Raw genomic sequence first — 25807 nt, forward strand, 5'->3', positions numbered from 1 at the left:
GCGCGGCGCAGCTGCGCCCGCGCCGCCGACATGTAGGCGACACCCTCGCCGCCGCCGAGGCCGGTGTCGTCGTCCGTGGACAGTGTGATGGCGAAGGGCACGATCCCGGACAGTGTTGCGCGAGGCGTTGTTGAACTCCTCGCGAAGCTCCAGCTCCGCCAAAGCCCCCTTCCTGTTGGAATGAGCCCTATGGCAGGTCTCGACGGGACAATACCGTTCACTACTCCGCAGATTTTGATAAGAAAGAGACGGAGTGAACTAGCGCCTCGCCAGCTGCTTTCCGCACACGTCCTCGTAGCGCCGCAGCACCAGGTCCTCCACCGCCGGGTCCGCGCACAGCGGCGGCGTCACCAGATCCGCCCCCGCCCGGTGCAGCGACCGGTAGAACAACCCCTCAGCCAGCAGATAAGCCGCAACAGCGACCCGCCGGGCCCCCTGCTCCCGCAGCCCGGCCACCACATCAGCCACCCGCAGCTCAGCGCCCGACGCGTACGCCACGTGCGCGCCCAGTCGAGCCGCGACCCCGGCGATGTCGGCCCGCCACGCCGGGTCGCTGGATCCCGCGGCCGCCAGCACGACAGCGTCCGCCGACGACCCCGCGATCCCCCGTTCCAGGCTGCGCACCAGCAGCGGGTCCGGCCCGAGCGGGGCCGTGGCCACCGCGTCGTTCGCTGCGACCGCCTCGGCGATGTCCACCCGGACGTGGTAGCCGGCCGAGAGCAGCAGCGGCACCACCACCGCCCGCAGACCTTGGATCGCCTCGCCGACCCGGGGCTGCTGCACGTCCACATAGGCCAAGCGAACGTCCAGGTCGGGGCGGCGGCACGCGATGCGGTCCACCAGGTCGCGGATCTGCGCCTGGCCGGCCGCTGAGCGCGTACCGTGCGCGACCGCGAGCAGGACCGGCGGCCGGTCCTTTGTCGGGGCGGTCATCCGGCCTGCTCGTCGACGCGCAGCCGGTAGCCGCGTTTGATGATGGTCTCGATGTGTCCGGCCGGGCCCAGGGCCGTCCGGAGCCGGGCGATCGCCACGTCGACGGCGTGGCCGTCGGTGCCGCGGGGCAGGGCGGCGGCGAGGCGGTCCTTCGAGACCACGGCGCCGGGGCGGCCGGCCAGGGCGGTGAGGATGGCCATCGCCGCTGGGGGCAGGGCCTGCAGCCGGCCGTCGATGAGGACGGCGTGGCCGCGGATCTCCAGGACCGTTCCGGCGACGCCGAGCCGGACGGCCCGGCGTGGTAGTTCGTCGGTGACGACCTTGACCAGGGCGCCCAGCCGGGACCGGTGCGGGGTGACCACGGGTACGTCCTGCTCGACCAGGGACGCGGCGGTGACCGGCCCGACGCAGGCGGCCATCGTGGCGCCGCGGAAGCGGTCGAGCACCTCGTCCGCGCTGTCACCGGCGATCTCCAGCAGGGCCTGCACGGCGGGGGCGCTGGTGAACGTCACGGCGTCGACCTGGCCGGCGGCGAGCTGGGCGACGAGACGCCGTACCGGGGCCAGGTCCGGCGGCAGCGTCCACCGGTAGACCGGGATCTCCACGACCGCGGCACCGGCTGCCCGGAGGGCGCCGGTGAACTCGGCCTGCGGGCCGCCGTGCAGCTGCACGGCGATGCGCCGGCCGGCGATGCCCTGCTCCAGCAGCCGCTCGAGGATCTCCTCGGACGACTCCGACACGGCCGACCAGTCCTCGGTGAGGTCGGCGGCCCGGATCGCGCCGCACGGCTTGGCGCCGCGGGCGATGAGCCGGGCCCGGCTGAGTGCGGCCCGCAGCGTGTCGCCCATCCCCCAGCCCTCGGCCGCCTCCAGCCAGCCGCGGAAACCGATGCCGGTGGTGGCCACGACGATGTCGGGGGCCAGGCCCACGCAGGCCTCCGTGGCGGCGTGCAGCGCCTGGTCGTCGCCGAGCGGCACGATCGTGATCGCCGGCGCCACCAGCACCTTGGCGCCACGCCGCTCGAACAGGGCGGACAGTTCCTCGCGGCGCCGCTCGGCGGTCACGGCGATCGTGAAGCCGGCCAGCGGGGCGGCGGGTGTTACGGGCCCGCCGACGCCCGCGGGCGTCACCGGCCCGGTCGAGTCGGCCATGGCAGCAGGCTCTCCACCAGCCATTACCTCCCGGGGTAGGACGTGTTACGACGGTGAAAACCATGACTCACTTCGCCGATCTTGACGCCGTGAGAGCCGATCCTGACGCCGTGAGACTCGTCTCAGCCGTTCGGGGTCGGAGGTTCGCCCAAGATTGCCGCCCACCCGGCCAAGGGGCGCGTCGCCGGTGGCCCGCGGGGCGTTCGACGGGAGTAGTCGCCCGAACCCCGTGGATGTGAGTGCTTTGAGACGTACCTTCACCCTGCTGGCCCTGGCCGGTCTCGGTGGCACGGCCCTGCTGGTCCTGCCGGACGCGTCGGCCTCGGCCGTGCCGGACACCACACCGGCCCTGGTCGCCACCGGCGCCGACGCGATGCGCCTGGTCTGGCGCGGTGCCGAGCCGCGCCGGCTCAACGAGCAGGTCTCGACGCTCGGGCGCTGGGGCGAGGCGAGTGCGTTCACCGGCGCGCGGCCGCTGGACGACACCAGCGGCGTCGGGCTGGGCGCGGACCCCGCCTCCGGCAAAGTGCTGGCCGCGACGGTCGCCGACGAGCAGGTCTGGGTGCGTACCGAAATGGGGGGTGCCTGGTCCGGCCTCGGCGGCTCCGCCACCGGCGCGCCGGCCGTCGCCGGTCTCGGCGGCGGCGCGTTCGCGGTCGTGGTCCGCGACGACGAGGGTACGGTGCGAGTCCGTCACCTGCGCGGCGGCAAGTGGAGCGGCTGGACGTCGCTGGGGGGCCGGTTCAGCACCTCGCCGGCGGCGGTGGGCCGCTCGGGCAGCCTGGTGATCGCCGCGGCGGGCCGTGACCGCAAGGTCCGCACGACCGTGGTCACCGGCGGCCGGCCCGCGGGCTGGCGCAACACCGGCATCATCTCCACCGCCACGCCCGGCCTGGCCGTGGAGCCCGGCACCGGCAAGCTGCACCTGATCACCCGCAACCGGGACCTGACCCCCGCGGCCCGGGTCTCGGTCAACGGCGCCCGCACCTGGGGCCGGGCCACCCGCCTCGACGCGCGGCTGGGCTCGGGCATCGCCGCCGCCTCCGGCGCGTCCGGCGCGGTGGACATCGCCGCCCTGGGCCTGGACGGGCGCGTGGTGCAGAGCAGCCTGCGTTCCGGCCGGTGGAGCGACTTCCGCCTGGTCGCGGCGAGCAGCACCACCGTGCTGCCGGAGACCGCCCTCACCGCGGTGACCGGCGACCCGGCCGGCCGGCAGACGCTGCGCTTCGCCGCCGGCGCGCGGCTGCCGAGGCCGGGCGAGATCCTCGCGGCGGGCAGCACCCCGGTCACCCCGAACGGCCTGCTGGTCAAGGTGGTGGCGGTCGACGGCCGTACGGTCGAGGCCGGGCCGGCGAAGCTCACCGAGGCGATCGCCGAGGCCACGATCGACGAGACGTTCGCCCTCGGGACCGGCGACATCAGCGCCCGCTCGGCCGGCGGGCCGGTGGTCCAGCCGATCAGACGTACGGTGTCCTGCACCAACGCCGCGAAGGCGGAGATCACCGGGTCGATCAGCATCACGCCGAGCTTCGACTTCGACGCGTCGTGGAGCCCGCGCGGGGTTTCCGCCGTGTCGTTCACCGGGACGCTGACCGAGGACGCGCAGCTCAAGGCCTCGATCAGCGGCAGCGCCTCCTGCTCGCTCAAGGAGACGGCACTGCTGGCCGAGCCGATCCGGTTCCAGCCGATCACCTTCTCGGCCGGCCCGGTGCCGGTCGTGATCACCCCGGAACTCCAGCTCTACCTGGACGCGTCCGGCTCGGTGCAGGCCGCGCTGGAGACCTCGGCCGGGCAGACCGCGGCGGTCAAGGCGGGCCTGGCCTACCGCGACGGTACGGTCAGCCCGGTCGCCGACTTCAGCACCAAGTTCACGTACCAGCCGCCGACGGTCAGCCGGAACGCGACCGCACAGGCCGGGGTGGCACCGAAGTTCAGCTTCCTGATCTACGGCGTCGCCGGGCCGCAGCTGAGCACCCGCGCGTACGTCCACCTCGACGCGACGCCACAGTGGACGCTCAAGGCGGGCCTCACCGCGGGGGCCCGGCTGGTCGTCCCCCAGCTGGGCGTCGCCCAGGGCAAGGACGACATCATCCGGTACGAGAAGACGCTCGCCACCGCCGGCAGCCCCACCACCGGAACCAGGACATCCATCGCGGCCAGCCGGGCCACCGCGAAGGTCGGTGACCAGGTCACCATCACCGGCAAGGTCCTCAACGGCGACGGCAGCCCCGTGCGCGACGGCTTCCTCTACGTCGCGTGGCACTCCCCGAGCCGTACCGGCAAGGGCAAGGTGAGCGACCTGCGGACAGCCGCGGACGGCTCGTTCAGCTTGACCGTGACCGTGGACGAGAAGGGCCGGCACTCGTTCTCGGCGACGTTCCCCGGCTCGGCGGACGCCGACAACGGCTCCGAGGCCTCGGTGACGGTGACCGTCGGCTGACCCGTTCGGGGGCGGCCCGGCGCGCACCGGGCCGTCCCCGCGCCTGGCAGGATGCGACGGCATGGATGTGGTGCTGATCCTGCGCTACCGCAAGGCGGTCACGTACGGGTTCCACGTGCTGCTCGGCGCCCTCGAGGAGCACCGGACCGGGACCTCGTACGAGGTCCGCTTCGCCGAGTCGGCCGAGGCCACCGCGGCCGAGATCCGGGCGGCGGCCGGCTCGCGGGTGCTGGTGCTCTGGTCGTTCTACTCCCCCGACGCGGCCGCGCTGGCCGAGGAACTGGCCGAGATCCGGACGCTGGCCGACGGACCGCACGTCACCCACGTGGCGGGCGGGGTGCACGCCACCGCGGAGCCGGTGCAGACGCTCGACGCCGGCTGGGACGTGGCGGCGGTCGGCGAGGGCGAGGCCACGCTGCTGCGCCTGGTCGACGCCGGCGGCGACCCGACGGGCGTGCCGGGCCTGGTCTACCGCGACGCTGCCGGCACCGTGGTGAAGACCGGGAGGGCGGCGCGGACCGGCTCGCTGGACGAGTTCCGCGGCTTCTCGCTGCGCTGGAACCGCTTCAACGCCCTGGAGATCACTCGTGGCTGTGTCTACGCCTGCCGGTTCTGTCAGACCCCCTTCATGTTCTCGGCGAAGTTCCGGCACCGCAGCGTGGCCAACGTGCGCTGGCACGTCGACCGGATGCGCGAACGCGGCCTGCGCGACGTCCGCTTCATCACCCCGACGGCACTGTCGTACGGCACCCAGACCGACGAGCCGGACCTGGCGGCGGTGGAAGAGCTGCTGGCATCGTGCCGCGAGGGCATCGGGCCGCAGGGGCGGGTGTTCTTCGGCTCCTTCCCGAGCGAGATCCGCCCGGAGCACGTGAGCCGCGAGGCACTGCGCCTGGTCCGGCGCTACTGCGACAACACCAACATCATCGTCGGCGCCCAGTCCGGCTCGGACCGGGTGCTGGCAGCGGCGAAACGCGGCCACGGCGTCGAAGAGGTGCGCCGCGCGGTCCGGCTCGGCCTCGAGGAAGGCTTCAAGATCAATGTCGACATGATCTTCGGCATGCCCGGCGAGGACCGTGCTGACGTGGACGCGTCGCTGGGGCTGGCCCGGGAGCTGGCCGATCTGGGCGCCCGCATCCACGCCCACACGTTCATGCCGCTGCCGGGCACGCCGTGGCGGGACGCCCCGGCCGGGGACGTCGACCCGGAGACGATCCGGGAGGTGGATCGGCTTTCGCAGCGGGGGGCGCTGTATGGGCATTGGCAGCGGCAGCGGGACCACGCGAGCCGGCTCGCGGCGGCGGCCGAGGCCTACCCGCGGCCCGGGCGCAGCCGCACGATCCTGCCGGTGCTGCCGGACAAGCCCTGATCAGCCGGCGGCGCGAGTTCAGCTCGCGGTCCTTCTCGGCCCGCGGCGCCAGATCAGCCGCGCTCAGCAGGCGGCCCCGGACCTGCGGGCGGCCGGATCAGGTCGCGGTCAGCAGGCGGCCGACCGCGTCCGAGGCCTTCAGAGCTGAGCCGGTCAGAATGACCACGGTCGTCTCGCCCGGGCGCAGACTGCCGCGCCGCACGAACTCGCGGATCGCCGGGACCACGATGGAGCTGGTCGGCTCCGCGTACAGGCCGCGGCGAGCCAACTCGAACGTCGCCGGGCCGATCGCCGCCTCGGGCACGGCCGCCAGGTCACCGTCCGACTCGCGGATCGCCGCCAGCACCTCGCGGTCCCGGACCGGGACCGCGATCGCCGTACCCTCGGCGACCGTCGCGCTCCACGGCCCGGGCGACACCGCCGGGGCCCCGGCCGCGAAAGCGGCGACCAGCGGGCTGCAATGTTCGGGCTGCGCGACCAGCAGCCGGGGACGGCGCCCGATCGCGCCGGACCGCAGCAGCTCGCCGAAGCCGACGTGGAAACCCAGGACCAGACTGCCGGCGCCGGCCGGCAGGACGACCGCATCCGGCGCGCGGAAGCCCAGGTCCTCCCAGATCTCGTACGCGAGGAGCTTCGTCCCCTGCAGAAAGAAAGGGTGCCAGTTGTGGCTGGCGTAGAACGTCGAAGCCGACCGGCGCACAGCCTCGTCAGCGGTGGCCTGCCGGCTCCCGGGCACCAACTCCACGGACGCCCCGTGCACCCGGCTCTGCTGGATCTTCGCCGGCGAGGTCGACTCGGGCGCGAGGATGGTGGCCCGGATGCCGGCCGCCGCCGCGTACGCGGCCACCGAGGAACCGCCGTTGCCGCTGCTGTCCTCGAGCATCTCGGTGACGCCCTGCGTGGCCAGGGCCGACATCATCACGGTGGTGCCGCGGTCCTTGAAGCTGGCGGTCGGGTTGAACCACTCCGGCTTGACCGACAACGGCACCCCGTCGACATCGAACGGCAGCAGCGGCGTGAGCCCCTCGCCGAGGGTGATCCGCCGTCCGAGCGGCTGCGGCAACGCGGCGGCGTAACGCCACTGCGACCGTACCGTGGTGTCCACGTCGTCGCGGGTGATGCCGGGCAGCGGCTCGACCAGCAGCGGCGATCCGTCGTCGCCGCGCCAGCGCGGCTCGTCCAGCGGGTAGCGGCGCCCGGCCCGGTCCACAAGCATGGACCGATCTTGCCAGAGCCGGCGATTTTTTCCGCCGAAGGACTTGGCACTCCCTCGGGGACAGTGCTAAACAATTACTTGTCGCTGCTGCTCATCGCGGTGATGGACCACCTCGATGCGCGGCGCGACCTCGGCAGATTTGATCTGAGCCGAGCGCCACGAGCCCGCCGGACAGGCCGGCGGGCCACGTCGAGGAGGTGGATCCCGTGGTGCTGACTTTCGATCCTTTCCGCGAGTTCGACCGGCTGGCCGGGCAGATGTTCGGCGGAGCGGCGGGCAGCACGGCAACCATGGCGATGCCGATGGACCTGTACCGCTCAGGCGACCACTTCGTCCTGCACTGCGACCTGGCCGGCATCGACCCCGGCTCCGTCCAGGTGGACGTCGACAACCGGGTCCTGACGATCCGCGCCGAAAGAAGCGCGCGCACCGACGCCGACGTGCAGTGGGTCCGCCGCGAACGCGCAACCGGCACCTTCGAACGCCGCCTCACCCTCGGCGACGGTCTCGACCTCGACAAGATCGCCGCAACCTGGCAGGACGGCGTCCTGACCCTGACCATCCCGGTGGCCGAAGCCGCCAAGCCCCGCCGCATCGAGATCACCACCGGCACGCCCGCTGTGACCAGCGAGACGGCGCCGCAGCAGGCGATCACGAGCTCCTGACCGCACTCCTCCCGAACGCCCGGCGGGCGGTTACGCCCGCCGGGCACCAAGCTGGGGTTGGGGCCGGGGCGGGCGGTGCGCTCGCCGGGCATCGAGCTGCGGATGGGGGCCCGGGCGGGCGGTGCGCCCGCCCGGGCCTGAGATACGGCATCGCTTCGAGCAGGCGGGCCATGCGGCGGCAGCGGCAGCGGCAGTGGAGACGAGACGGCGGGCGACGCATCCGGCAGCGAGAGTCCGGCCCCGGCCAGCGGGCGGTGCGCCCGCCGTGAGGAAAGGTCCGACCGGGGAAGAGAGCGCGGGATGCGCCCGCCGCGGGCCAAGGTCCGACCGCGGGATGACGAGCGGGCGATGCGCCCGCAAGACCGAGCCTGCAGCGTGATGCACCGCAGGCGCTCCGAGACCGCCAGGCACGTGATCACAGGCCGGCGGGCGATACGCCCGCCGGCCGCAGGCAGAGCCGGCGCCGGACAAGCCGACAGCGCACCCCACCCAGCGCGTGACCCGGCGACCAACCGCAGAACCCCATGCCTGAAGCCTCAAGGGCAACCGCCCGGCAGGTCTGCGCGCAGTTCGGTTCCGGAGTGTCCGGCGGCAGGGCTAGGGTCGGGGTGATGAGCCCGGTCGAGCTCCGCCCCGCGATTCACCCCGGCGCGTCCGCGTCCGGTGCGGGTGGGGACCGCTCAGGAGTTGCCGTGGCGAGCCGATAGGGCCGGGCGTGCAGGTACGTCCCGCAGTTGCCGCCGCGTTCGAGTCGTTGATCGCGGATATCTATGTGCGTCATGACGGGCTGGCCGGGCGGGCCCGGGAGCTGGTCCGGCAGGCCACCGCCGACGGTGATCAGCGGCATGCCGATCTGGGGCGGCTGGTGCTCGCCGAGCTCGACAATCGGGGCGGGCGGGTCGCTGACGGGGTTCGGCAGGCGCGGGAGCTGCTCACCAGCAGCGAGGACCGGGTTGTTCTCGCCCACGCCCATGCGGTTGTCGCCGGCGGGTTGTGGCGGGCGGGTGACAACGCCGAGGCTGTGCGGCATGCGTATCCGGCGAACCGGATGCTCGAGGACGGTGATCCGCTCACGCTCCGGGTGGATCACGCGATCATTCTGGCGTTGCAGGTCAATGATCAGCGGATCGGCGGGATCTCGCACGGGGAGTTCGAGGCCGCGCAGCAGCTCGCCGATGCCTGTGGCCGGCCCGCGCTGATGCTGGCCAACCTGAACAACTGGGCCTGGTGTTCGTACACCCATGGTGATCTCGACAGTGCTTCGGCGCTGGTCGGGCGGATGCGGGCGCACAGCGAGCAGGCCGGGGAGCCGTTGAATGCTTCCTGTGCCGACACCGTCGCCCGGATCTTGTTGGAGACCGGGCGGCCGCGGGAGGCCACTCTGGTGATCGAGGAGGCCATTGCCGGCGCCGCGCCGACCGATTCGGATGCGATTCCGGCCGCGCTCATCACGTTGGCCGACATTCAGCGGCGGGACGGCAATGTCGGCACCGCCATGCAGACCTTGGCGAGGTGCCGGGAGATCGCCGAGCGGGACCGGTTGCCCGATGTCGACGCGCTGGCGTTGCGGATGCTGGCCGGTTGCCATGCCGAGCTCGGTGACTTCCAGGCCGCGTACCAGGAGATGGTCGATTTTCATGAGGCCTGGACCGTGCGCCGCAGCGAGCAGAGTGAGGTCATGGCCCGGGTCGCGCACGCGCAGTACGCCGTCGACGAGGCGCACCGCAACACCGAGCTGTTCCGGGAGATGGCCGAGCGGGACGCGCTCACCGGCCTGTGGAACCGGCGCCGGTCGGACGCGCAGCTTTCCGCCGTGCTCGCCGCCGGGCGTCCGGCCGGAGTGGCCCTGCTCGACCTTGATCACTTCAAGCTGATCAACGACACCTGGACGCATGCCGTCGGGGACGTCGTGCTGTGCCGGGTCGCCGACATCCTGCGGTCGCTGGGCGGGCACGCCGGCCGGCACGGCGGGGAGGAGTTCATCCTCGTGCTGGACGCCGCGCTGCCGGACGCGGCGGCGACCTGCGAGACGGCCCGGGCGGCCGTCGGCGCGTACGACTGGGAGGCCGTCGCCCCCGGTCTGCGGGTGACCACCAGCATCGGGCTGACCTCGCTACGCCCGGACGACGACGTCCACTCGGTCGTCCGGCGGGCCGACGAACACCTGTACGCCGCCAAGCGGGCGGGCCGGGACCGGGTGGTCAGCGGCCCCTGACGTCGTCGCCGCGGCCCGGGCGCCGTCCGCGCAGCAGCTTGCCGCCGAGGTTGACCAGGTCGTCGCCGACCAGCAGGAGCTCGCCGACGTAGGCGGACGCGCGGTCCATCACCAGCAGCGCCCGGTCCAGGTCCTCTCGGTCGTCGCGCAGCGCCCACAGCCGTTCGGCCTGCTCCCAGGCGTGGGCCCGGGTCACCGACACCAGCACCCGCTGGCTCCAGTCGTCCAGGTTGCCGACCAGGCGGTCGATCTTGAGCTGGAACGGTGTCGAGTAGCGCCGGCGCAGCCCGGGGATCTCCTCGAAGAAGATCTTGTTGACCAGCAGGTAGTCCGGGTGGATCTCGTCCGGGTCCGGCGGGCCCAGCTGCTCCCACGTGCTGACCAGGGCGAGCGCCAGGTCGTGGTTGATGTGCGCGTTGACCCCCAGCATGGCGGCGGCCAGCGGGGTCACGCGGTCGTCCTGGGCCCGGCGGAAGAGCACCTCCCACGCGTCCGGGGTGGCGGCGTCGTCGTCGCCCCACAGCCGCAGCGCGGAGAAGTAGCGCTTGGCGAACTCGACGTCGAGCAGCTCCAGGAAGTCCTTGTTGCGCACGTCGGCGGTGCGCAGGGCCTGGGCCACCCGGTCGGTGATGGTGAAATAGAGCGAGTTGAACGCGGCGACCCTGTTTGCCGAAGGCGGTGGCAGGCGGTCGAAGATCTGCTGCGCGGTGGTCAGGTGTTTGAGTACCGTGCTGATGTCGGGGCACTCGGCGCCGCACAGGTCCGCGACCTCGATGTGCGCGGGGGCCCAGCCGCGCCCCCGCGGCACGGCGGGCGTGAGCTGCAGGCGCTCGTCGCGCAGCACGCCGGCGCTGCGCTGGGCGTCGTCACGATCGAAGGTGACTGTCATCGATTCCTCCACGCCGTACACCATGGAGAACACGGTCGCGGCTGACCAGGGTCCCGGCGGCTACCCGACAGTAAATGCCGGATTGACCAGCTCTGCGAAGCGTACGGCGTCGACGTTGCCGCCGGACAGGATGACCCCGGTGCGGCGCGGCAGTGGCCGGACCCGCCCGGCGAGCAGCGCAGCGAGGCCGGTGGCGCCGCTGGGCTCCAGCACGATGCGCAGCCGCTCGAAGGCGAACCGCATGGCGTCGCGGATCTCGTCGTCGCTGACCAGCACGACCTCGTCGAGCAGCCGGCGGTTGATCGAGAAGGTCAGCTCGCCGGGGATGTCCGCGGCCTGGCCGTCGGCGATCGTGCGGGGCACCGGCACGGCCACCCGCTCCCCCGCCGCCAGCGACCGCCGGGTGTCGTCGCCGGCCTCCGGCTCCACGCCGATCGTCCGGATCGCCGGATACAGCCCCTTGGCCGCCGTGGCGCTGCCGGCCATCAGCCCGCCGCCGCCCACCGGCGTCAGCAGGGCGTCCAGCTCACCGGCCTGGTCGAGCAGCTCCAGCGCGGCGGTGCCCTGCCCGGCGATCACGTGCGGGTGCTCGTACGGCGGGATCAGCGCCAGCCCCCGCTCGGCCGCCAGCGCGGCACCGAGAGCGACCCGGTCCCCGGTGTAGCGGTCGTAGGTGACGATCTCGGCGCCGTACCCCGCGGTGGCCTCCTGCTTGGACGCCGGGGTGTCCGCGGGCATCAGGATGACCGCGGTGGTGCCGAACTCGCGGGCGGCCAGCGCGACCGCCTGCGCGTGGTTGCCCGACGAGTACGCGGTGATGCCCCGGGCCCGCTGCTCAGGGTCGAGCCGGGAGACGGCGTGGTAGGCGCCGCGGAACTTGAAGGCGCCGATCCGCTGGAAATTCTCGGCCTTGAGGTGCACCTCGGTGCCGGCCAGCCGGTCCAGGGTGCGGGAGCGCAGCACGGGCGTGCGGTGCGCGACACCCTGGAGCCGGGCAGCGGCGTCGCGAACGTCGCCGAGCGTAACGCTCATGCGGCGGCACCGCGCAGGACGGCGTCCACCAGGCGCTCGGCGAAGTTGTCCTCGGCGACCTGCGGGTTCCAGTGCATCATGTTCTGCATCGCGGTCGGGCCGGAGAGCATCAGCAGGGTCAGCTCCACGTCCAGGTCGGCGCGCAGCTCACCGGTCGTGATGCCCCGGCGCAGCACGCCGCGCATCACGTCGCGCCGCGGCTCGATGACGCCCTGGTAGATGCGCCGCATCTCGGGGCTCTTGGCGATCTCCGGCAGCAGGCACATGGTGACCTTGCCGTAGTGCTCCATCCGCTTGTTGCGCATGGCCGAGATCAGCATGATGAGGTCGTCGCGGACCGACTCGCCCACCGGCTCCGGCAGCGGGCCCTTCATGGTGGCCACCGCGTCGACCAGCAGCGCCTCTTTGTTGGGCCAGCGCCGGTAGATCGTCGCCTTGCCCACGCCCGCCTTGGCCGCCACCGCCTCGATGGAGACGGCGTCGGCGCTCTGGCCCGAGCTGAGCAGGTCGAAGACCGCCTGGATGATGGCCTGGTCGGCGTGCGCGTTGCGCGGCCGGCCAGGAGCCTTGCGGTCCTGGCCGGCCGGTTCGTCCACGCTGACCGTCGTCATGGGCTCCATTGTTACCGAGCCTTCATGTCGTGGCCACCTGCCCCTGTCATGAAGCGTCGACCAGTGCGATGCCCTGCTCCTCGGCCAGCCCCTCGGCTGTCGTCGGGGCGGGGACGCCGGCCGGCGGCTTGCCCGGCAGCCAGACGGCCGCCACCAGGGCGCCCAGCAGCGCGAAGATCGTGCTGCCGATGGACGCGTAGTGCATCGCGGTGATGAAGGCGTCGTTGGCCGAGCTGATCAGGGCGGCCCCGCCCGGACCGGCCTGGGCCGCCACCCCGTACGCGCCGGAAATGGATTCCTGGGCCACCTCGCGGGCGGCGTCCGGCAGGCCGGCCGTGGCCGTCGTGACGTCGTCGCGGTACGAGGAGGAGACGATCGCACCCAGCGCGGCCACGCCCAGGGCGCCACCGATCTGCCGGATGGTGTTGCTGACCGCCGAGCCGACGCCGGCCTTCTCGCGGGGCAGCACCGACATGATGGCCTCGGTGGCCGGCGGCATCACGTTGGCCATGCCGACGCCCATCAGGAAGAACAGCGCCCCGACGATCCAGATCGGCGTGGTCTCGCCGACGACGAGCCAGCCGGCCAGGCCGGCCGCGACCAGGAGCAGACCCACGGTGCTGACCAGCTTCGGGCCGAACCGCTTGACCATCGCGGCGCTGCGCGGCGCGAAGACCATCTGGGCCACCGCGAACGGCACGAACAACGCGCCGGAGGCCAGCGGGCCGTAGCCGCGGACCAGCTGGAGGTAGAAGGCGCTGAAGAACATCGCGCCCATGGCCGCGAAGAAGACCAGGCCGATGGCGCCGACCGAGGCGGAGAACTGCGGGATGGCGAAGAGCTTGACGTCCAGCGAGGGGAACGCGATGCGGCGCTCGTACAGGATGAAACCGGTCAGGACCGCGACCGCGGCGACCAGCGTGCCCCAGGCCTCGGGCTGGCCGAAGCCCTTCTCGCCGCCCTCGATGACGCCGTAGGTGAGCAGGGTGAGCCCGACGATGCTGAGCAGCACGCCGACGATGTCGATGCGGCCCGGCCGCGGGTCGCGCGACTCGGGGACCAGCACGCTGACCAGCACCACACCGGCGATGACGACCGGCACGTTGATCAGGAAGACCGAGCCCCACCAGAAGTGCTCGAGCAGCAGGCCGCCGACGATCGGGCCGATCGCGACGCCGAGGCCGACGGCGCCGGCCCAGACGCCGATCGCCCGGCCGCGCTCGCGCGGGTCGAAGACGTTGGAGATGATCGACAGGGTCGACGGCATGATCGCGGCGGCGCCGAGGCCCATCAGCGCGCGGGCCCAGATGAGCTGGTCCGCGGTCTGGGCGTAGGCGGAGACCAGGGAGGCGATGCCGAACAGCGCCAGCCCCACGGTCAGGGTGATCCGGCGGCCGAGCCGGTCGGCCAGGATGCCGGCGGTGAAGAGCAGGCCGGCGAAGACCAGGGTGTACGAGTTGATGGCCCATTCGAGCTGGCTCTGGCTGGCGCCCAGCCCCTCGTCCGGGTCGGCGATGGTCCGCAGGGCGACGTTCAGGACCGTGTTGTCCAGCACGACCACGAGCAGGCTGATGACGAGTACGGCGAGAATGGCCCAGCGCCGGGGGTGCCCGGTGTTCTCTGCGGTGGGAACGTCCATGTGGTGCCACTCCTGAGCTGTGGAGGCTGATCCGATACGGAACTGTTCCGTATCTCTGGCCGACCGTAGACCTGTCCCGCGCGATACGGAACAGACTCGTATCGTATTGTGGGCGTCGTCACCCTCGATCGTTTCGGGCACCGGACCGCCGGCAACGGCCGGAACACCGTCGGCACGGATTATTGCGTCGCGGTAAAAGTCTCGATCGCCCATTGACCGGCGCCACCGCCGCTGCTGATCCTGTGACGACGGAGACACGGCCCGCTCCTAGGCACGGCTCGTTCGGCGAAGGGACGCGGGGCATGGCGATCGTCATCATCGGAGCGGGGATCGTCGGGTGCGCCCTGGCGGACGAACTCACCCTGCGCGGCCGCACCGACGTGACGGTGCTGGAGCAGGGCCCGCTGTTCAGCACGGGCGGATCCAGCTCGCACGCGCCCGGCCTGGTGTTCCAGACCAACCCGTCGCGGACGATGGCCGGGCTGGCCCGCTACACCGTGGAGAAGCTGACCGAGCTTGGTTGCTTCGACGCGGTGGGCAGCCTGGAGGTGGCGACCACCCCGGAGCGGCTGCGCGAGCTGCACCGGCGGCATGGCTACGCGACTGCCTGGGGCATCGCCGCGGAGGTGCTCGGGCCGGACGCCTGCCGGGAGCTCTATCCCCTGCTCGGCGAGGTGCTGGGCGGGCTGCACGTGCCGGGCGACGGGCTGGCCCGGGCGGTCGACGCCGGCGAGGCGCAGGCCCGCCGGGCCATCGCCCGCGGCGCCCGGTTCCTGCCGCATCAGCGGGTCGTGGCCATCGAGCGGACCGGCGGCCGGGTCACCGGGGTACGCACGGACGACGCCACCTATCCGGCCGACATCGTGGTCAGCTGTGCCGGCTTCTGGGGCCCCGCGGTCGGCGCCCTCGCCGGAGTGCCGGTGCCGCTGCTGCCGATGGCCCACCAGTACGCCCGGACCACGACGCTGCCCGGCCCGCTGCCCACCCCGATCCTGCGCCACCAGGACCGCGACCTGTACTTCCGCTCGCACGGCGACCGGCTCGGCATCGGCTCCTACCTGCACCGGCCGATGCCCGTCGAGCTCACCGAGCTGGCCGAGGGCCCGCAGCCGTCCATGCTGGCCTACACCCCCGATGACTTCGCCGAGTCGTGGACCGCCGCCACCGAGCTGCTGCCCGCGCTGGCCGGCAGCGCGGTCGAGGAGGGGTTCAACGGCGTCTTCTCGTTCACGGCGGACGGCTTCCCGCTGCTCGGCGAGTCCCGCGAGGTGCGCGGCTTCTGGACGGCCGAGGCTGTCTGGGTGACGCACTCCGCCGGGGTGGCCCGGGCGATGGCCGAGTGGCTGGTCGATGGGCGGCCGGGCGTCGACCTGCACGAGTGCGACCTGAACCGCTTCGACGTGTCCCAGCTGTCCCCGGCGTACGTGCGGGAGCGTTCGGTGCGCAGCTTCGTCGAGGTGTACGACATCATCCATCCGCTGGACCCGCCCTCGGTCCGGGATCTGCGGGTGAGCCCGTTCCACACCCGGCAGCGCGAGCTCGGTGCGGTGTTCGGCGAGGCCGCCGGCTGGGAGCGGCCGCTCTGGTACGAAGCCAACGCCGATCTGCCCCGTACCGCCGTACCGCGCGACGAGTGGTCGGCCCGGCACTGGTCACCGATCGCGGCGGCGGAGGCCCGGGCCACCCGCGAGCGCGTCGCCCTGTACGACATGACCCCGCTGACCCGCCTCGAAGTGACCGGCCCGCTCTCCTTCCTCCAGGGGCTGAGCAGCAACGACCTCGACCGGCCGGTCGGCACGGTGGTCTACACGCTGCTGCTCGACACCGACGGCGGCATCCGCAGCGACGTGACCGTGGCCCGCCTCGCTGAGGACCGGTTCCAGGTCGGCGTGAACGGGCCGCTGGACCTGGACTGGCTGCTGCGGCGGGCCCCGGCCGGGGTGGTGATCCGGGACATCACCGGCGCCACCTGCTGTGTCGGCGTGTGGGGGCCGCTCGCCCGGGAGCTGATCGCGCCGCTGGCCGACATCGACGTCTCGCACACCGCGTTCGGCTACTTCAAGGCCCGGCGCGCCCATCTGGGTCCGGTGCCGGTCACCATGCTGCGGCTCTCCTATGTGGGCGAGCTGGGCTGGGAGGTCTACACCACCGCCGAGCTGGGGCTGCGGTTGTGGGACACGCTGTGGGAGGCCGGTGCCTCGCTCGGAGTGGTCGCGGGCGGCCGAGCGGCGTTCAACAGCCTGCGGCTGGAGAAGGGCTACCGGGCCTGGGGCACCGACATGACCGCCGAGGACGACCCGTACGAGGCGGGGCTGGGCTTCGCCGTGCGGCTGGACCGCGGTGACTTCGTCGGGCGGTCCGCCCTGCTGGAACGGCGTGAGCCCGCGCGCCTGCTCACCTGCCTGGTGCTGGAGGACGAGGGCTGCGTGCCGATGGGCCGGGAACCGGTGTACGCCGACGGCAAGCCGGCCGGGTTCGTGACCAGTGCGGCGTACGGGCACACCGTAGGCGCCCCGATCGCGTACGCCTGGCTGCCCGCCGAGGTCGCCGTGCCCGGCACGGCCGTCCGGGTGGGCTATTTCGACCGGCTGCTGCGCGCCCGCGTGGCCGCCGAGCCGCTGTTCGACCCGAAGCATGAACGGATTCGGCGATAGGAGCCGGCGTGGCCGCATTTGACGTCATCGTTGTCGGGCTCGGTGGAATGGGCAGCGCGGCCGTCCACCAGCTCGCCGCGCGCGGGGTCCGGGTGCTGGGCCTGGAGAAGTTCGGGCCGGCGCACGACCGGGGGGCCAGCCACGGCGGCTCGCGCATCACCCGGCAGTCCTATTTCGAGAGCCCGGACTACGTGCCGCTGCTGCTGCGCGCCTACGAGCTGTACGACACACTGGCCCGTGACTCCGGCACCGACGTCATCACGCTCACCGGTGGGGTGATGGTCGGGCCGCCGGAGAGCCTCACCGTGTCGGGCAGCCGGCTCAGCGCCGAGCGCTGGGGGCTCGACCACGAGATGCTGGACGCGAAGGCGCTGCGCGGGCGGTTCCCCACGCTGAGCCCGCGCCCGGACGAGGTGGCGCTCTACGAGGCCAAGGCCGGCTTCGTACGCCCCGAGGCGACCGTGTCGGCGCAGCTCACGCTGGCCGCGCGGGCCGGTGCCGAGCTGCACTTCGACGAGCCGATGACCAGCTGGGGGCCCGCGGCGGGCGGCGGCGTACGGGTCGAGACCGGCTCCGGCTCGTACACGGCCGGGCAGCTGGTCATCACCCCCGGACCGTGGGCGCCGCAGCTGCTCGCCGACCTCGGCGTGCCGTTCACCATCGAACGCCAGGTGCAGTACTGGTTCCAGCCGGCCGGCGGGGTGGCGCCGTTCACGCCCGAGCGGCATCCGATCTACATCTGGGAGGACGCCGCGGGCAGCCAGATCTACGGCTTCCCGGCCATCGACGGGCCGGACGGCGGCGCCAAGGTGGCGTTCTTCCGGCGCGGCGTCGTCACCACCCCCGAGACCATCGACCGCGAGGTGCACCCCGACGAGATCCGGGCGATGGCCGACCGGACCCGGCGCAACCTGCCCGACCTGCCCGGCACGTTTCTGCGCGCCAAGACCTGCCTGTACAGCAACACCCCGGACGAGCACTTCGTGATCGCCCGGCACCCGGCGCACGAGGCGGTCACCGTCGCGTGCGGGTTCTCCGGGCACGGCTTCAAGTTCGTGCCAGTGGTCGGCGAGATCCTGGCCGACCTGGCCACCACGGGCGCGACGGGGCACCCGATCGATCTGTTCCACCCACGCCGCCTCACAGGGGTGACCACATGACCATGACCGAGCTGCCCGCCAGCCTGTTGCGGACCCTGCCGGGTACCTACTACACCGATCCCGCGATCTTCGCCGCCGAGCAGGAGCGGATCTTCGAGCAGATGTGGTTCTGCGCGGTGCGCGGCTCGGACGTCGGCACGCCGGGCGCGTTCCGTACGGTCCGGGTGGGCCGGGAGAGCGTGCTGGTGACCCGCAACGCGGCCGGGGAAGCGCGCGCATTCCTCAACATCTGCCGGCACCGCGGCGCCCAGCTGTGCGCCGACGACAGCGGGTCGGTCAAGCGGACGTTCCGGTGCACGTACCACGCGTGGGCGTACGACCTGGACGGCAAGCTGGTGGCGGCACCCAACCTGGTCAAGATGCCCGACATCGACCGGGTCGAGTACGGCCTGAACGCGGTGCACGTCCGCGAATGGCTCGGCTATGTCTGGGTGTGCCTGGCCGCGACCCCGCCGTCTTTCGCCGAGACCGTGCAGGGCGCCTGCGAGGAACGGCTGGGTGATCTGGCGGCGGTGGAACGCTACGGCATCGACAACCTGACGGTCGGCCGGCGGATCCGGTACGACGTACGGGCGAACTGGAAACTCATCATCGAGAACTTCATGGAGTGCTACCACTGCGCGACGATTCACCCGGAGCTGGTGCACGTGCTGCCGGAGTTCGCGGGCGGCTACGCGGCGCAGTACTACGTCGGGCACGGCGCCGAGTTCGGCCCGGGCGTCGAGGGCTTCACCGTCGACGGCGGCGCCGGGGTGACCCCGATCGCCGGCATCGACGCGAGCCAGGACCGGCGCTACTACGCGGTGACGATCAAGCCGCAGGTGTTCCTCAACCTGGTGCCGGACCACGTGATCCTGCACCGGATGTACCCGCTGGCGGCCGACCGCACGGTGGTCGAGTGCGACTGGCTTTATCTGAGCGAGGTGGTCACCGAGGGCCGGGACCTGTCGCGCTCGGTGGAGCTCTTCGACCGGGTCAACCGGCAGGACTTCGACGCCTGCGAGCGCTGCCAGCCGGGGATGGCTTCGCGCGCGTACGCCGACGGCGGGGTGCTGGTGCCCAGCGAGCACCACATCGCCGGTTTCCACGACTGGCTGCGTACCCGCCTCGCGGCCTGAACGCGTCGTTAGGGTGAGCAGATGCTCATCGCTCTGACCGCGGCCGGCGTCACCGTGCTGATCGACGCCACCGCCGGGCGGCTGCCCGCCGTCGCCTACTGGGGGCCGGCCCTGCCCGGGCTGGACGCCGAGCAGGCCGAATCGCTCGTCGCCGCGGCCCAGCCGGTGACCGGCTCGAACGATCCGGAGATCCGGCCGCGGGTCGCGGTGCTGCCCGGGCACGAGACCGGCTGGACCGGCCGGCCCGGACTGCGCGGCTCGTTCGCCGGCGCCGGCTGGTCGCCCGCGTTCCTGGTCACCGAGGTCACCGTCGACGGCGACCCGGTGGGCGCCTTCCACGCCGGTGGCGCCGGCCGCGTCGAGGTCCGGGCCGTGGACGACGCCGACCGGCTGGAGCTGCGGCTGACCCTCGAGCTGCTACCGGCCGGGCTGCTGCGGTGCCGGGCGGCGGTGCGCAACCTCGCCGGCGAGCCGTACGCGCTGGACGACCTGGTGCTGGCGCTGCCGGTGCCGGCCGAGGCCACCGAGCTGCTCGACTTCACCGGACGGCACAACCAGGAACGGGTGCCGGTGCGGACGCCGTTCCCGGCCGGCACGCACCTGCGGGAGAACCGCAAGGGCCGGACCGGGGCGGACAGCGCGTACCTGCTGCACGCCGGCACGGCCGGGTTCGGCTTCGCCACCGGGCGAATCTGGGCGGTGCACACCGCCTGGAGCGGCAACCACACGCACTACGCCGAGCAGGTGCACACCGGTGAACGGCTGCTCGGCGGCGGCGAACTGCTGCTACCCGGGGAGATCCGGCTGGCCACCGGCGAGAGCTACCAGAGCCCGTGGCTGTACGCCGCGTACGGCGACGGCCTCGACGAAATCGCCCGGCGCTTCCACCGGCACCTGCGAGCCCGCGAGCCCAAGGTTTCCACCCAGCGCCCGGTGACCCTCAACGTCTGGGAGGCCGTCTACTTCGACCACGACACCGACCGCCTGATCGACCTGGCCGAGCGCGCGGCCGCCGCCGGCGTCGAGCGGTACGTGCTGGACGACGGCTGGTTCGGCTCCCGCCGCGACGACACGTCCGGGCTCGGCGACTGGGTGGTCTCGCCGGAGGTCTGGCCCCGGGGACTGCACCCGCTGGTGGACCGGGTCCGGGCGCTGGGTATGCAGTTCGGGCTGTGGTTCGAGCCGGAGATGGTCAACCCGGACTCGGACGTGGCCCGGGCCCACCCGGAATGGATCATGGCCGCGCGGGCTGCCTGGCCGATCGAGGCCCGCACCCAGCAGGTGCTCAATTTGGGCATCCCGGAGGCGTACGAGCACGTCAAGACCCAGATCCTGGCGGTGCTGCGGGAGTACGACATCGGCTACGTCAAGTGGGACCACAACCGCGACCTGGTCGAGGCCGGCGACCAGACACACCGCGGACGGCCCGGCGTGCACGCGCAGACGCTGGCGTTCTACCGGCTGCTGGACGAGATCCGGGCGGCACACCCGGGGCTGGAGATCGAGTCCTGCTCCTCCGGCGGGGCCCGGGTCGACCTGGCGGTGCTGGAGCGTACCGATCGGGTCTGGGTCTCGGACAACATCGACCCGCACGACCGGCAGCGGGTGATGCGCTGGACCGCCCAGCTGGTCCCGCCGGAATACCTCGGCTCGCACATCGCCTCGGGCCACTCGCACGTCACCGGCCGCCGCCACGACCTCGCCTTCCGGGCCGGCACGGCGATCTTCGGCCACCTGGGCATCGAATGGGACCTCGCCGAGGCGACCGAGGCCGAGGCGGCGGAGCTGCGCGAATGGGTGGCGTTCTTCCAGCGCGAACGCGACCTGCTGCTGGGCGGCGACATCGTCCGGCTGGACGGCTACGACGACCGCATCCTGGTGCACGGCGCCGTCGCCCCCGACCGGTCGCGGGCGCTGTTCGCGATGGCGATCACCGACAGCATCACCCCGGACCCGGCCCCCCGGCTGCGCCTGCGCGACCTGGACCCCGAGGCCCGCTACCGGATCCGCCCGGTGCTGGTCGGCCCGGAGCCGCGCCTAGTCGCACCGGGGTGGTGGGGCGCCGACCGCTCGGGCCACATCCTGACGGGCGCGGCCCTGGAGCTGGCCGGCGTGGCCAGTCCCCGGACGCACCCGGACCAGGTGGTGCTCTACGAAGCGAGCAGGGTCTAGCCTCGCGGCAGTGCCTGTGCGAGATCACCCCGGGAGAGACGATGACCCAAGCTGACGGCAGCGACGACCAGTGGGACGCGGTCGAGGACGACGGCGTGCTGGACAACTCGGACACCCTCGACGGTGACCCGGCCGGTGACCCCCTGGACGTCGGCTACCAGGCCGCCGACCGGTGGTCCGGCGCCGACCGGTTCGGCACCACCGCGGCCGAGCAGCGGCAGGGCGAGTCGCTCGACCAGCTGCTGGCCGAGGAGGAGCCGGACGTCGACCCGTACGCGGATCCGGACCCGGACGCCGACGAAGACGACATCGCCCGCCGCGGCTCGGAGCAGGACCCGCGTTCGGGCCGGCTGTTCGCCGAGGACGAGGGCCTCGGCCCGGACGAGGAACGCGACGCGGTCGCCTTCGACGCGGGCATCGACTCGGGCGCGGCGAGCGCCGAGGAGGCCGCGATGCACGTCACCGACGACCCGAACGGGCCCGGCGAGGGCCCGCGGCTCTAGCCGCTCTCCGCCGCCGGCTCAGGCAGCCTCCGCCAGGGCTGCCTTGGCCTCGGCCAGCACCGCCGCCGGAGCCGAGGTCGTGAGCACGTGTTCGAGCGCCTTGCCGTACGCGAGATCGAACGCCGCCGCGGCCGGCACCGCGATGTCCGGCACCACCCCCGTGCCCTCCCAGTTACCGCCGGTCACCGGATTGACCGAGCGGGCCAGCGGCACGGTGATCTCGACGGTCGCGGTGATGGGGAAGACCTCGGTGGGGTGGGCGCCGCCTCGCGTGGTCTCCCCGATCAGCGTCGCGCGGCCCAGCGCCTGGAGGTTGTAGCAGAACTCCTCGCCCGCCGAGAAGGTGGCGTCGCTGGTCAGCACGAAGACGGGCCGGTCCGGGTACCGCTCGCCGGGCAGGTGGGCCAGGGTCCAGAACTGCCGGGTACGCCCGGACGGGCCGTCGTAGATGTCGTTCAGGTGTGTCTCGTCGTCGCGGAACAGGTAGCTGAGCCAGAACGTGACGCCGTTCGGCGCGCCGCCGCGGTTCTTGCGCAGGTCGATGATCAGGGCCTCGGTGTGCACGATGAGCTCCATCGCCGCGGCGATGGCCCGGCCGCCCACCGAGGCGTCGGCGATCTGCCGCAGGTCGAGGTAGCCGACGTTGCCGTCGAGCCGCTCGACCCGGGCGATGCCGTAGTTGGCGTGGCGCAGGCCCTCCCGGTAGGCCGCCTCCAGCTCGTCCCGGGTCAGCACGTCGTGCAGCGCCGCCTCCCGGGTCCGGACGCGCAGGTGCTTGTCCGCGCAGACCTCGGCCAGGTCGGCCGTGAGCCGCGCCGCCAGGGTCTCCTCGTCCAGCCCGTCGTACTCGCCGGCCGCCCGGCGCTGCCGGATCGCGTTGGCCGCCGTCGCGGCCTTCTCCGGGAAGATGTAGTTGGCGCAGAGCAGGTCCAGCGCTTCGTCGATGATGTGCGGCGACATGCCGGTCAACCTAACGGGATCCGGCCGATCCCGTTGTCCCGCCGGGGAGCCGGCACCGGGACGGCGATCCCGGAGCCGGCTCGCGGCGAACGGTGTCTCAGCCGGCCGGGGTGCCGGTGACCTTCAGGGCGCCGAGCCGGCCGATGTTGTCGAACGAGCCGAAACCGACCCGCCCCGAGCCGAACGTCGTGTCGCGGGCCGTCATCAGCGGGTCCCGGGAGCCGTCCACGTAGACCGCGATCTCGCCGGTCGCCGGCAGGTGCCGGACCACCACGTCGTGCCAGTCACGGTCGACCACCGCCGGGTTCGCGCCGCGGGAGCGGCCGTTCCACTGGTAGTCGATGCGTTCCCGGTCGGCGTTGTTGACCTTGAAGATGCCGTTGTGCGGGTAGATCGTGTTGTCCGTGGACAGGTGGGCGTAGTAGAACTCCGTGTCCGAGCGGTAGCCGAAGACGATGATCACGTCACGGTTGGTGATCTCGACCGGCTCGTCGAGGCGTACCGTCGCCTTGATCTCGACCGACGACAGGGCCGGGCCGGCCGTCAGGACCGCGTATTCGAACGGGCGCCGCGGGCCCGGGCGTTGCACGCCCGCCTCCGCGAGGATCACCTCGTCGCCGGTGAGGCGCCACTTCGCCGGGGTGACCGGCGCCCAGCTGGCCGGGTCCATCGTGCGGCGCACCCGGGTGTGGCCCACCGGCCCGGCCGCGAAGGTACGGGTGCCGGTCACCTTCCAGACCTTGCCGTTCGCCTTGGCCAGCAGGTAGAGCTCGCCCCGGGCGTCGGTGCCGAACCGCAGGTCGACCCGGTTGGGGTCGCCGGGTGCGCCCGGTGCCGACAGGTCCTGCATGCGCACCGGGGTGCCGGCCGCGTTGAACAGGTTGAGCCGGTGGATGGTGGCGGGGGTGCGTCCGCGGCGCATCTCGCTCGCCTCGGTGTAGAGGACCCGGCCGTCGACCAGGTCGCCGAAGACGTACTTGCCGCGCAGGGCGGCCACGTCGCGGCCGCGGTAGACGAAGCCGCCGGCCACGGCCACCCCGACGTCGGAGGTGCAGTTCCAGTCCGGCGGCGGGTTGTGGTCGTACGCGGCCACCGGGTACGTGTAACCCGCGTCGTCGGCCGGCAACGGCAGCAGCCGGTCGCACGGGTTCGTGGCGGTCTTGTCGTAGACGAACCTGCCTTCGCGCTCGCTCCAGCCCAGGTTGTCCCCGGCGCGTACCTCGTAGATGGCCTCGACCGCGTGCTCTCCGATGTGGCCCAGGTAGAGCCGGCCGGTGGCCCGGTCCCAGCTGAACCGGTGCGGGTCGCGCATGCCGTACGCGTAGATCTCGCCCAGCCGCCCGGCCTGCCCCACGTACGGGTTCGACGCCGGGATGCCGTACTTGCCGTTCGGCGCGTTCGTGCCGCGCGGGTCGATGCGCAGCAGCTTGCCGTGCGGCAGCGCCAGGTTCTGCGGGTCGGTGTTGTTCGCGCCCTGGCCCCCGTCGCCGACGGCCAGGTAGAGCAGCCCGTAGTCGGCGTCGCCGGGCCGGGCGGTCGGGTTGAAGTTGATCTCCTGGATGCCGTGGATCTGGCCGCCGAAGCCGATCCGCAGCACCTCGCGGTGGGTGCCGGAGAAGGTGCCGGCCGCCGGGTCGGTGGCCTTCCACTCGTTGATGACCCCGTGGAACAGCACGTTCGTCTGCCGGTAGTCCGGGACGTCGCTGGTGATCGCCCCTTCCTCGGTGTGGATCGTGTAGAAGAGGCCGTTGCGCTTGAAGTCGGGGTGGAACGCGACGTACCCGAAGCCCTGGCCGAGGCCGCGGCCGGAGAAGAACTCCGGCTGGAAGGTCGCGGCCACGTCGAGATAGACGTGCGGCACGCCGTTCTCCACGAAGTACAGGTTGCCGTTCAGGTCGGGCACCGCGCGCCGGCCCGAGCCGTCCGGCACCTCCATGATGGTGTTGATCCGGGCGACCCGGTTGAGCCGCTGGTCGATCAGTGGCGGGTCGGTGACCGACTGGGGGAAGCTCGCGTACTCGGACAGCACCAGGCCGAGCCGGGAGGTCACCGGTTCGGTGGGCACCGGGTCGTAGACGGCGCCGTCCGCGGCATGAGCCGCCTGGGGCAGACCGACCAGAGTGGACAACAGCAGGGCGGCGACGGGCAGGATCCTTCGGAACATCATTACCCCCGGGTCATGAAGCGGTACTGGCTCGCGACCTCGCGCGCCGGCAGCGAGCGGTCGAGGAGCATGAGCGCGTCCATCCGGCAGTCGCACGGATTGCGGTCCGGCGAGCCCTGCCAGGGGAAGCTGCCGCCGATCTTGATGCCGCGCGGATCGGTGGCCGTGGTGACGTGCGGTCCGGGCCCGTTGATCAGCCACGGGTCGTCGGTACGGGTGTAGAAGCCCTCGACCGCCTTGCCGTTGCGGTAAAGCGCCATGGTGCCTGCGGTGAAGTCGAACGTGGCGGTGAGGTGCACCCACTGGTCCCTGGGCAGCAGAGTGCGCCAGTCCTCGTTCGCGGCGAACGTCTGCGAGTTGCCGCCGTCGATGCGCCGGCCCAGCGCGACCAGCCGCAGCGTGCCGTTGACGTCGATCAGTTCGAGCAGCGCCCGTACGGCGTGCCCGTCGGAGTCGCCGGTCAGCACCCCGGTCAGGCCGATCGCGTTGAAGCCGGCGGCCGGGCCGTCCATCGAGCGCTTGAACCAGCCCATCACCGTGGTGCCCTCGGCCGCGTTGAACGCGCGCAGCGTGCGGACGCCGCTGGCCGACCAGATGCCGGCCTTCCAGTCGTCGGTGGTGCCGGCGGCGACCGGCCGGGTCTGCAGGACCTTGCGGCCCCCGGGGTAGGCGCGGTCCGGCACCCGCATGGCCGCTCCCCCGTTGACCAGCTCGATCTCGGTGCCGGAGCGGCCCTGGTCGGCCTCCAGCGCGGGATCGGACGGCATCGGGTGGTCGAAGTCGTAGAACGCGACCAGGCTCGATCGCAGGGACGGATGGACGTCACGCGGGCCGGTGGAGCCCGCCTGCGCCGGGACCGCGGCGGCGCCGATCGCGACGACCACGGCGGTGGCGAGGAGTGCGCGCCTCATCGGTT

General features: G+C 72.6%; 19 protein-coding genes. 9 read left to right on the plus strand and 10 right to left on the minus strand.

All coding sequences use genetic code 11. The features are described 5' to 3' along the window. Positions 1-258: 258 nt before the first annotated feature. Together ACQP2Y_RS27625 and ACQP2Y_RS27630 are read right to left on the minus strand one after the other, a co-directional pair. Positions 259-933, minus strand: coding sequence for a sirohydrochlorin chelatase (locus tag ACQP2Y_RS27625; protein ID WP_433717939.1), 675 nt, complete (start codon positions 931-933; stop codon positions 259-261). Beyond that, positions 930-2084, minus strand: coding sequence for a uroporphyrinogen-III synthase (locus tag ACQP2Y_RS27630; RefSeq protein ID WP_433717940.1), 1155 nt, complete (start codon positions 2082-2084; stop codon positions 930-932). Before ACQP2Y_RS27630 ends, ACQP2Y_RS27625 begins: the two co-directional genes overlap by 4 nt. A gap of 244 nt (positions 2085-2328) precedes the next feature. Between ACQP2Y_RS27630 and ACQP2Y_RS27635 the strand changes: the two genes are divergently transcribed. Beyond that, positions 2329-4524 (plus strand): hypothetical protein, encoded by a 2196-nt coding sequence (locus ACQP2Y_RS27635; RefSeq protein WP_433717941.1) that lies wholly within the window; start codon positions 2329-2331, stop codon positions 4522-4524. 61 nt (positions 4525-4585) lie between these two features. Further along, positions 4586-5893, plus strand: coding sequence for a TIGR04013 family B12-binding domain/radical SAM domain-containing protein (locus ACQP2Y_RS27640; RefSeq protein ID WP_433717942.1), 1308 nt, complete (start codon positions 4586-4588; stop codon positions 5891-5893). 97 nt (positions 5894-5990) lie between these two features. On the opposite strand, the gene ACQP2Y_RS27645 is transcribed toward ACQP2Y_RS27640, so the two are convergent. Then, on the minus strand, positions 5991-7109 hold the full coding sequence (locus tag ACQP2Y_RS27645) for a threonine synthase (RefSeq protein WP_433717943.1): 1119 nt from the start codon (positions 7107-7109) through the stop codon (positions 5991-5993). Positions 7110-7315: 206 nt separating this feature from the next. Here ACQP2Y_RS27645 and ACQP2Y_RS27650 point away from each other — a divergent pair, with 206 nt between their 5' ends. Beyond that, positions 7316-7774: an Hsp20/alpha crystallin family protein gene (locus ACQP2Y_RS27650; protein WP_433717944.1), complete on the plus strand. Its 459-nt coding sequence runs from the start codon at positions 7316-7318 to the stop codon at positions 7772-7774. Positions 7775-8489: 715 nt separating this feature from the next. Beyond that, positions 8490-9989, plus strand: coding sequence for a diguanylate cyclase (locus ACQP2Y_RS27655; protein ID WP_433717945.1), 1500 nt, complete (start codon positions 8490-8492; stop codon positions 9987-9989). On the opposite strand, the gene ACQP2Y_RS27660 is transcribed toward ACQP2Y_RS27655, so the two are convergent. Genes ACQP2Y_RS27660 through ACQP2Y_RS27675 form a run of 4 tightly spaced genes read right to left on the minus strand, consistent with a single transcriptional unit; the run spans position 9976 to position 14160 of the window. Further along, a complete protein-coding gene (locus tag ACQP2Y_RS27660; RefSeq protein WP_433717946.1) occupies positions 9976-10878 on the minus strand; it encodes a DUF5995 family protein in 903 nt (300 codons plus the stop codon). The genes ACQP2Y_RS27655 and ACQP2Y_RS27660 overlap by 14 nt on opposite strands. A gap of 60 nt (positions 10879-10938) precedes the next feature. After that, positions 10939-11910: a threonine ammonia-lyase gene (locus ACQP2Y_RS27665; protein WP_433717947.1), complete on the minus strand. Its 972-nt coding sequence runs from the start codon at positions 11908-11910 to the stop codon at positions 10939-10941. Then, positions 11907-12521 (minus strand): TetR/AcrR family transcriptional regulator, encoded by a 615-nt coding sequence (locus tag ACQP2Y_RS27670; RefSeq protein ID WP_433717948.1) that lies wholly within the window; start codon positions 12519-12521, stop codon positions 11907-11909. Before ACQP2Y_RS27670 ends, ACQP2Y_RS27665 begins: the two co-directional genes overlap by 4 nt. Positions 12522-12567: 46 nt before the next feature. Beyond that, a complete protein-coding gene (locus ACQP2Y_RS27675; RefSeq protein ID WP_433717949.1) occupies positions 12568-14160 on the minus strand; it encodes an MFS transporter in 1593 nt (530 codons plus the stop codon). A gap of 302 nt (positions 14161-14462) precedes the next feature. Here ACQP2Y_RS27675 and ACQP2Y_RS27680 point away from each other — a divergent pair, with 302 nt between their 5' ends. The 5 genes from ACQP2Y_RS27680 to ACQP2Y_RS27700 are packed head-to-tail and all read left to right on the plus strand — an operon-like array spanning position 14463 to position 21767. After that, positions 14463-16814, plus strand: a complete 2352-nt coding sequence (locus ACQP2Y_RS27680) for a GcvT family protein (RefSeq protein WP_433717950.1) — start codon at positions 14463-14465, stop codon at positions 16812-16814. Positions 16815-16822: 8 nt separating this feature from the next. Continuing rightward, positions 16823-17974 (plus strand): N-methyl-L-tryptophan oxidase, encoded by a 1152-nt coding sequence (gene solA, locus ACQP2Y_RS27685; RefSeq protein ID WP_433717951.1) that lies wholly within the window; start codon positions 16823-16825, stop codon positions 17972-17974. Further along, on the plus strand, positions 17971-19092 hold the full coding sequence (locus tag ACQP2Y_RS27690; protein WP_433717952.1) for an aromatic ring-hydroxylating oxygenase subunit alpha: 1122 nt from the start codon (positions 17971-17973) through the stop codon (positions 19090-19092). Before solA ends, ACQP2Y_RS27690 begins: the two co-directional genes overlap by 4 nt. A gap of 21 nt (positions 19093-19113) precedes the next feature. Then, the gene (locus ACQP2Y_RS27695; RefSeq protein ID WP_433717953.1) at positions 19114-21264 is read left to right on the plus strand and encodes an alpha-galactosidase; all 2151 of its coding nucleotides are present in this window, start codon (positions 19114-19116) and stop codon (positions 21262-21264) included. Positions 21265-21305: 41 nt separating this feature from the next. Next, a complete protein-coding gene (locus tag ACQP2Y_RS27700; RefSeq protein WP_433717954.1) occupies positions 21306-21767 on the plus strand; it encodes a DUF5709 domain-containing protein in 462 nt (153 codons plus the stop codon). Between the two features lie 18 nt (positions 21768-21785). Here ACQP2Y_RS27700 and ACQP2Y_RS27705 read toward each other — a convergent pair whose 3' ends face one another. From ACQP2Y_RS27705 to ACQP2Y_RS27715, 3 genes are all read right to left on the minus strand, one after another. After that, positions 21786-22727 (minus strand): S41 family peptidase, encoded by a 942-nt coding sequence (locus ACQP2Y_RS27705; protein ID WP_433717955.1) that lies wholly within the window; start codon positions 22725-22727, stop codon positions 21786-21788. Between the two features lie 97 nt (positions 22728-22824). Further along, entirely contained in the window at positions 22825-24891 is a 2067-nt protein-coding gene (locus tag ACQP2Y_RS27710; RefSeq protein ID WP_433717956.1) for a PQQ-dependent sugar dehydrogenase, read from the minus strand. A gap of 2 nt (positions 24892-24893) precedes the next feature. Next, entirely contained in the window at positions 24894-25802 is a 909-nt protein-coding gene (locus ACQP2Y_RS27715) for a LamG-like jellyroll fold domain-containing protein (protein WP_433717957.1), read from the minus strand. Positions 25803-25807: the final 5 nt, after the last annotated feature.

The sequence above is a fragment of the Actinoplanes sp. CA-051413 genome (assembly GCF_050955795.1).
Taxonomy (GTDB): Bacteria; Actinomycetota; Actinomycetes; order Mycobacteriales; family Micromonosporaceae; genus Actinoplanes.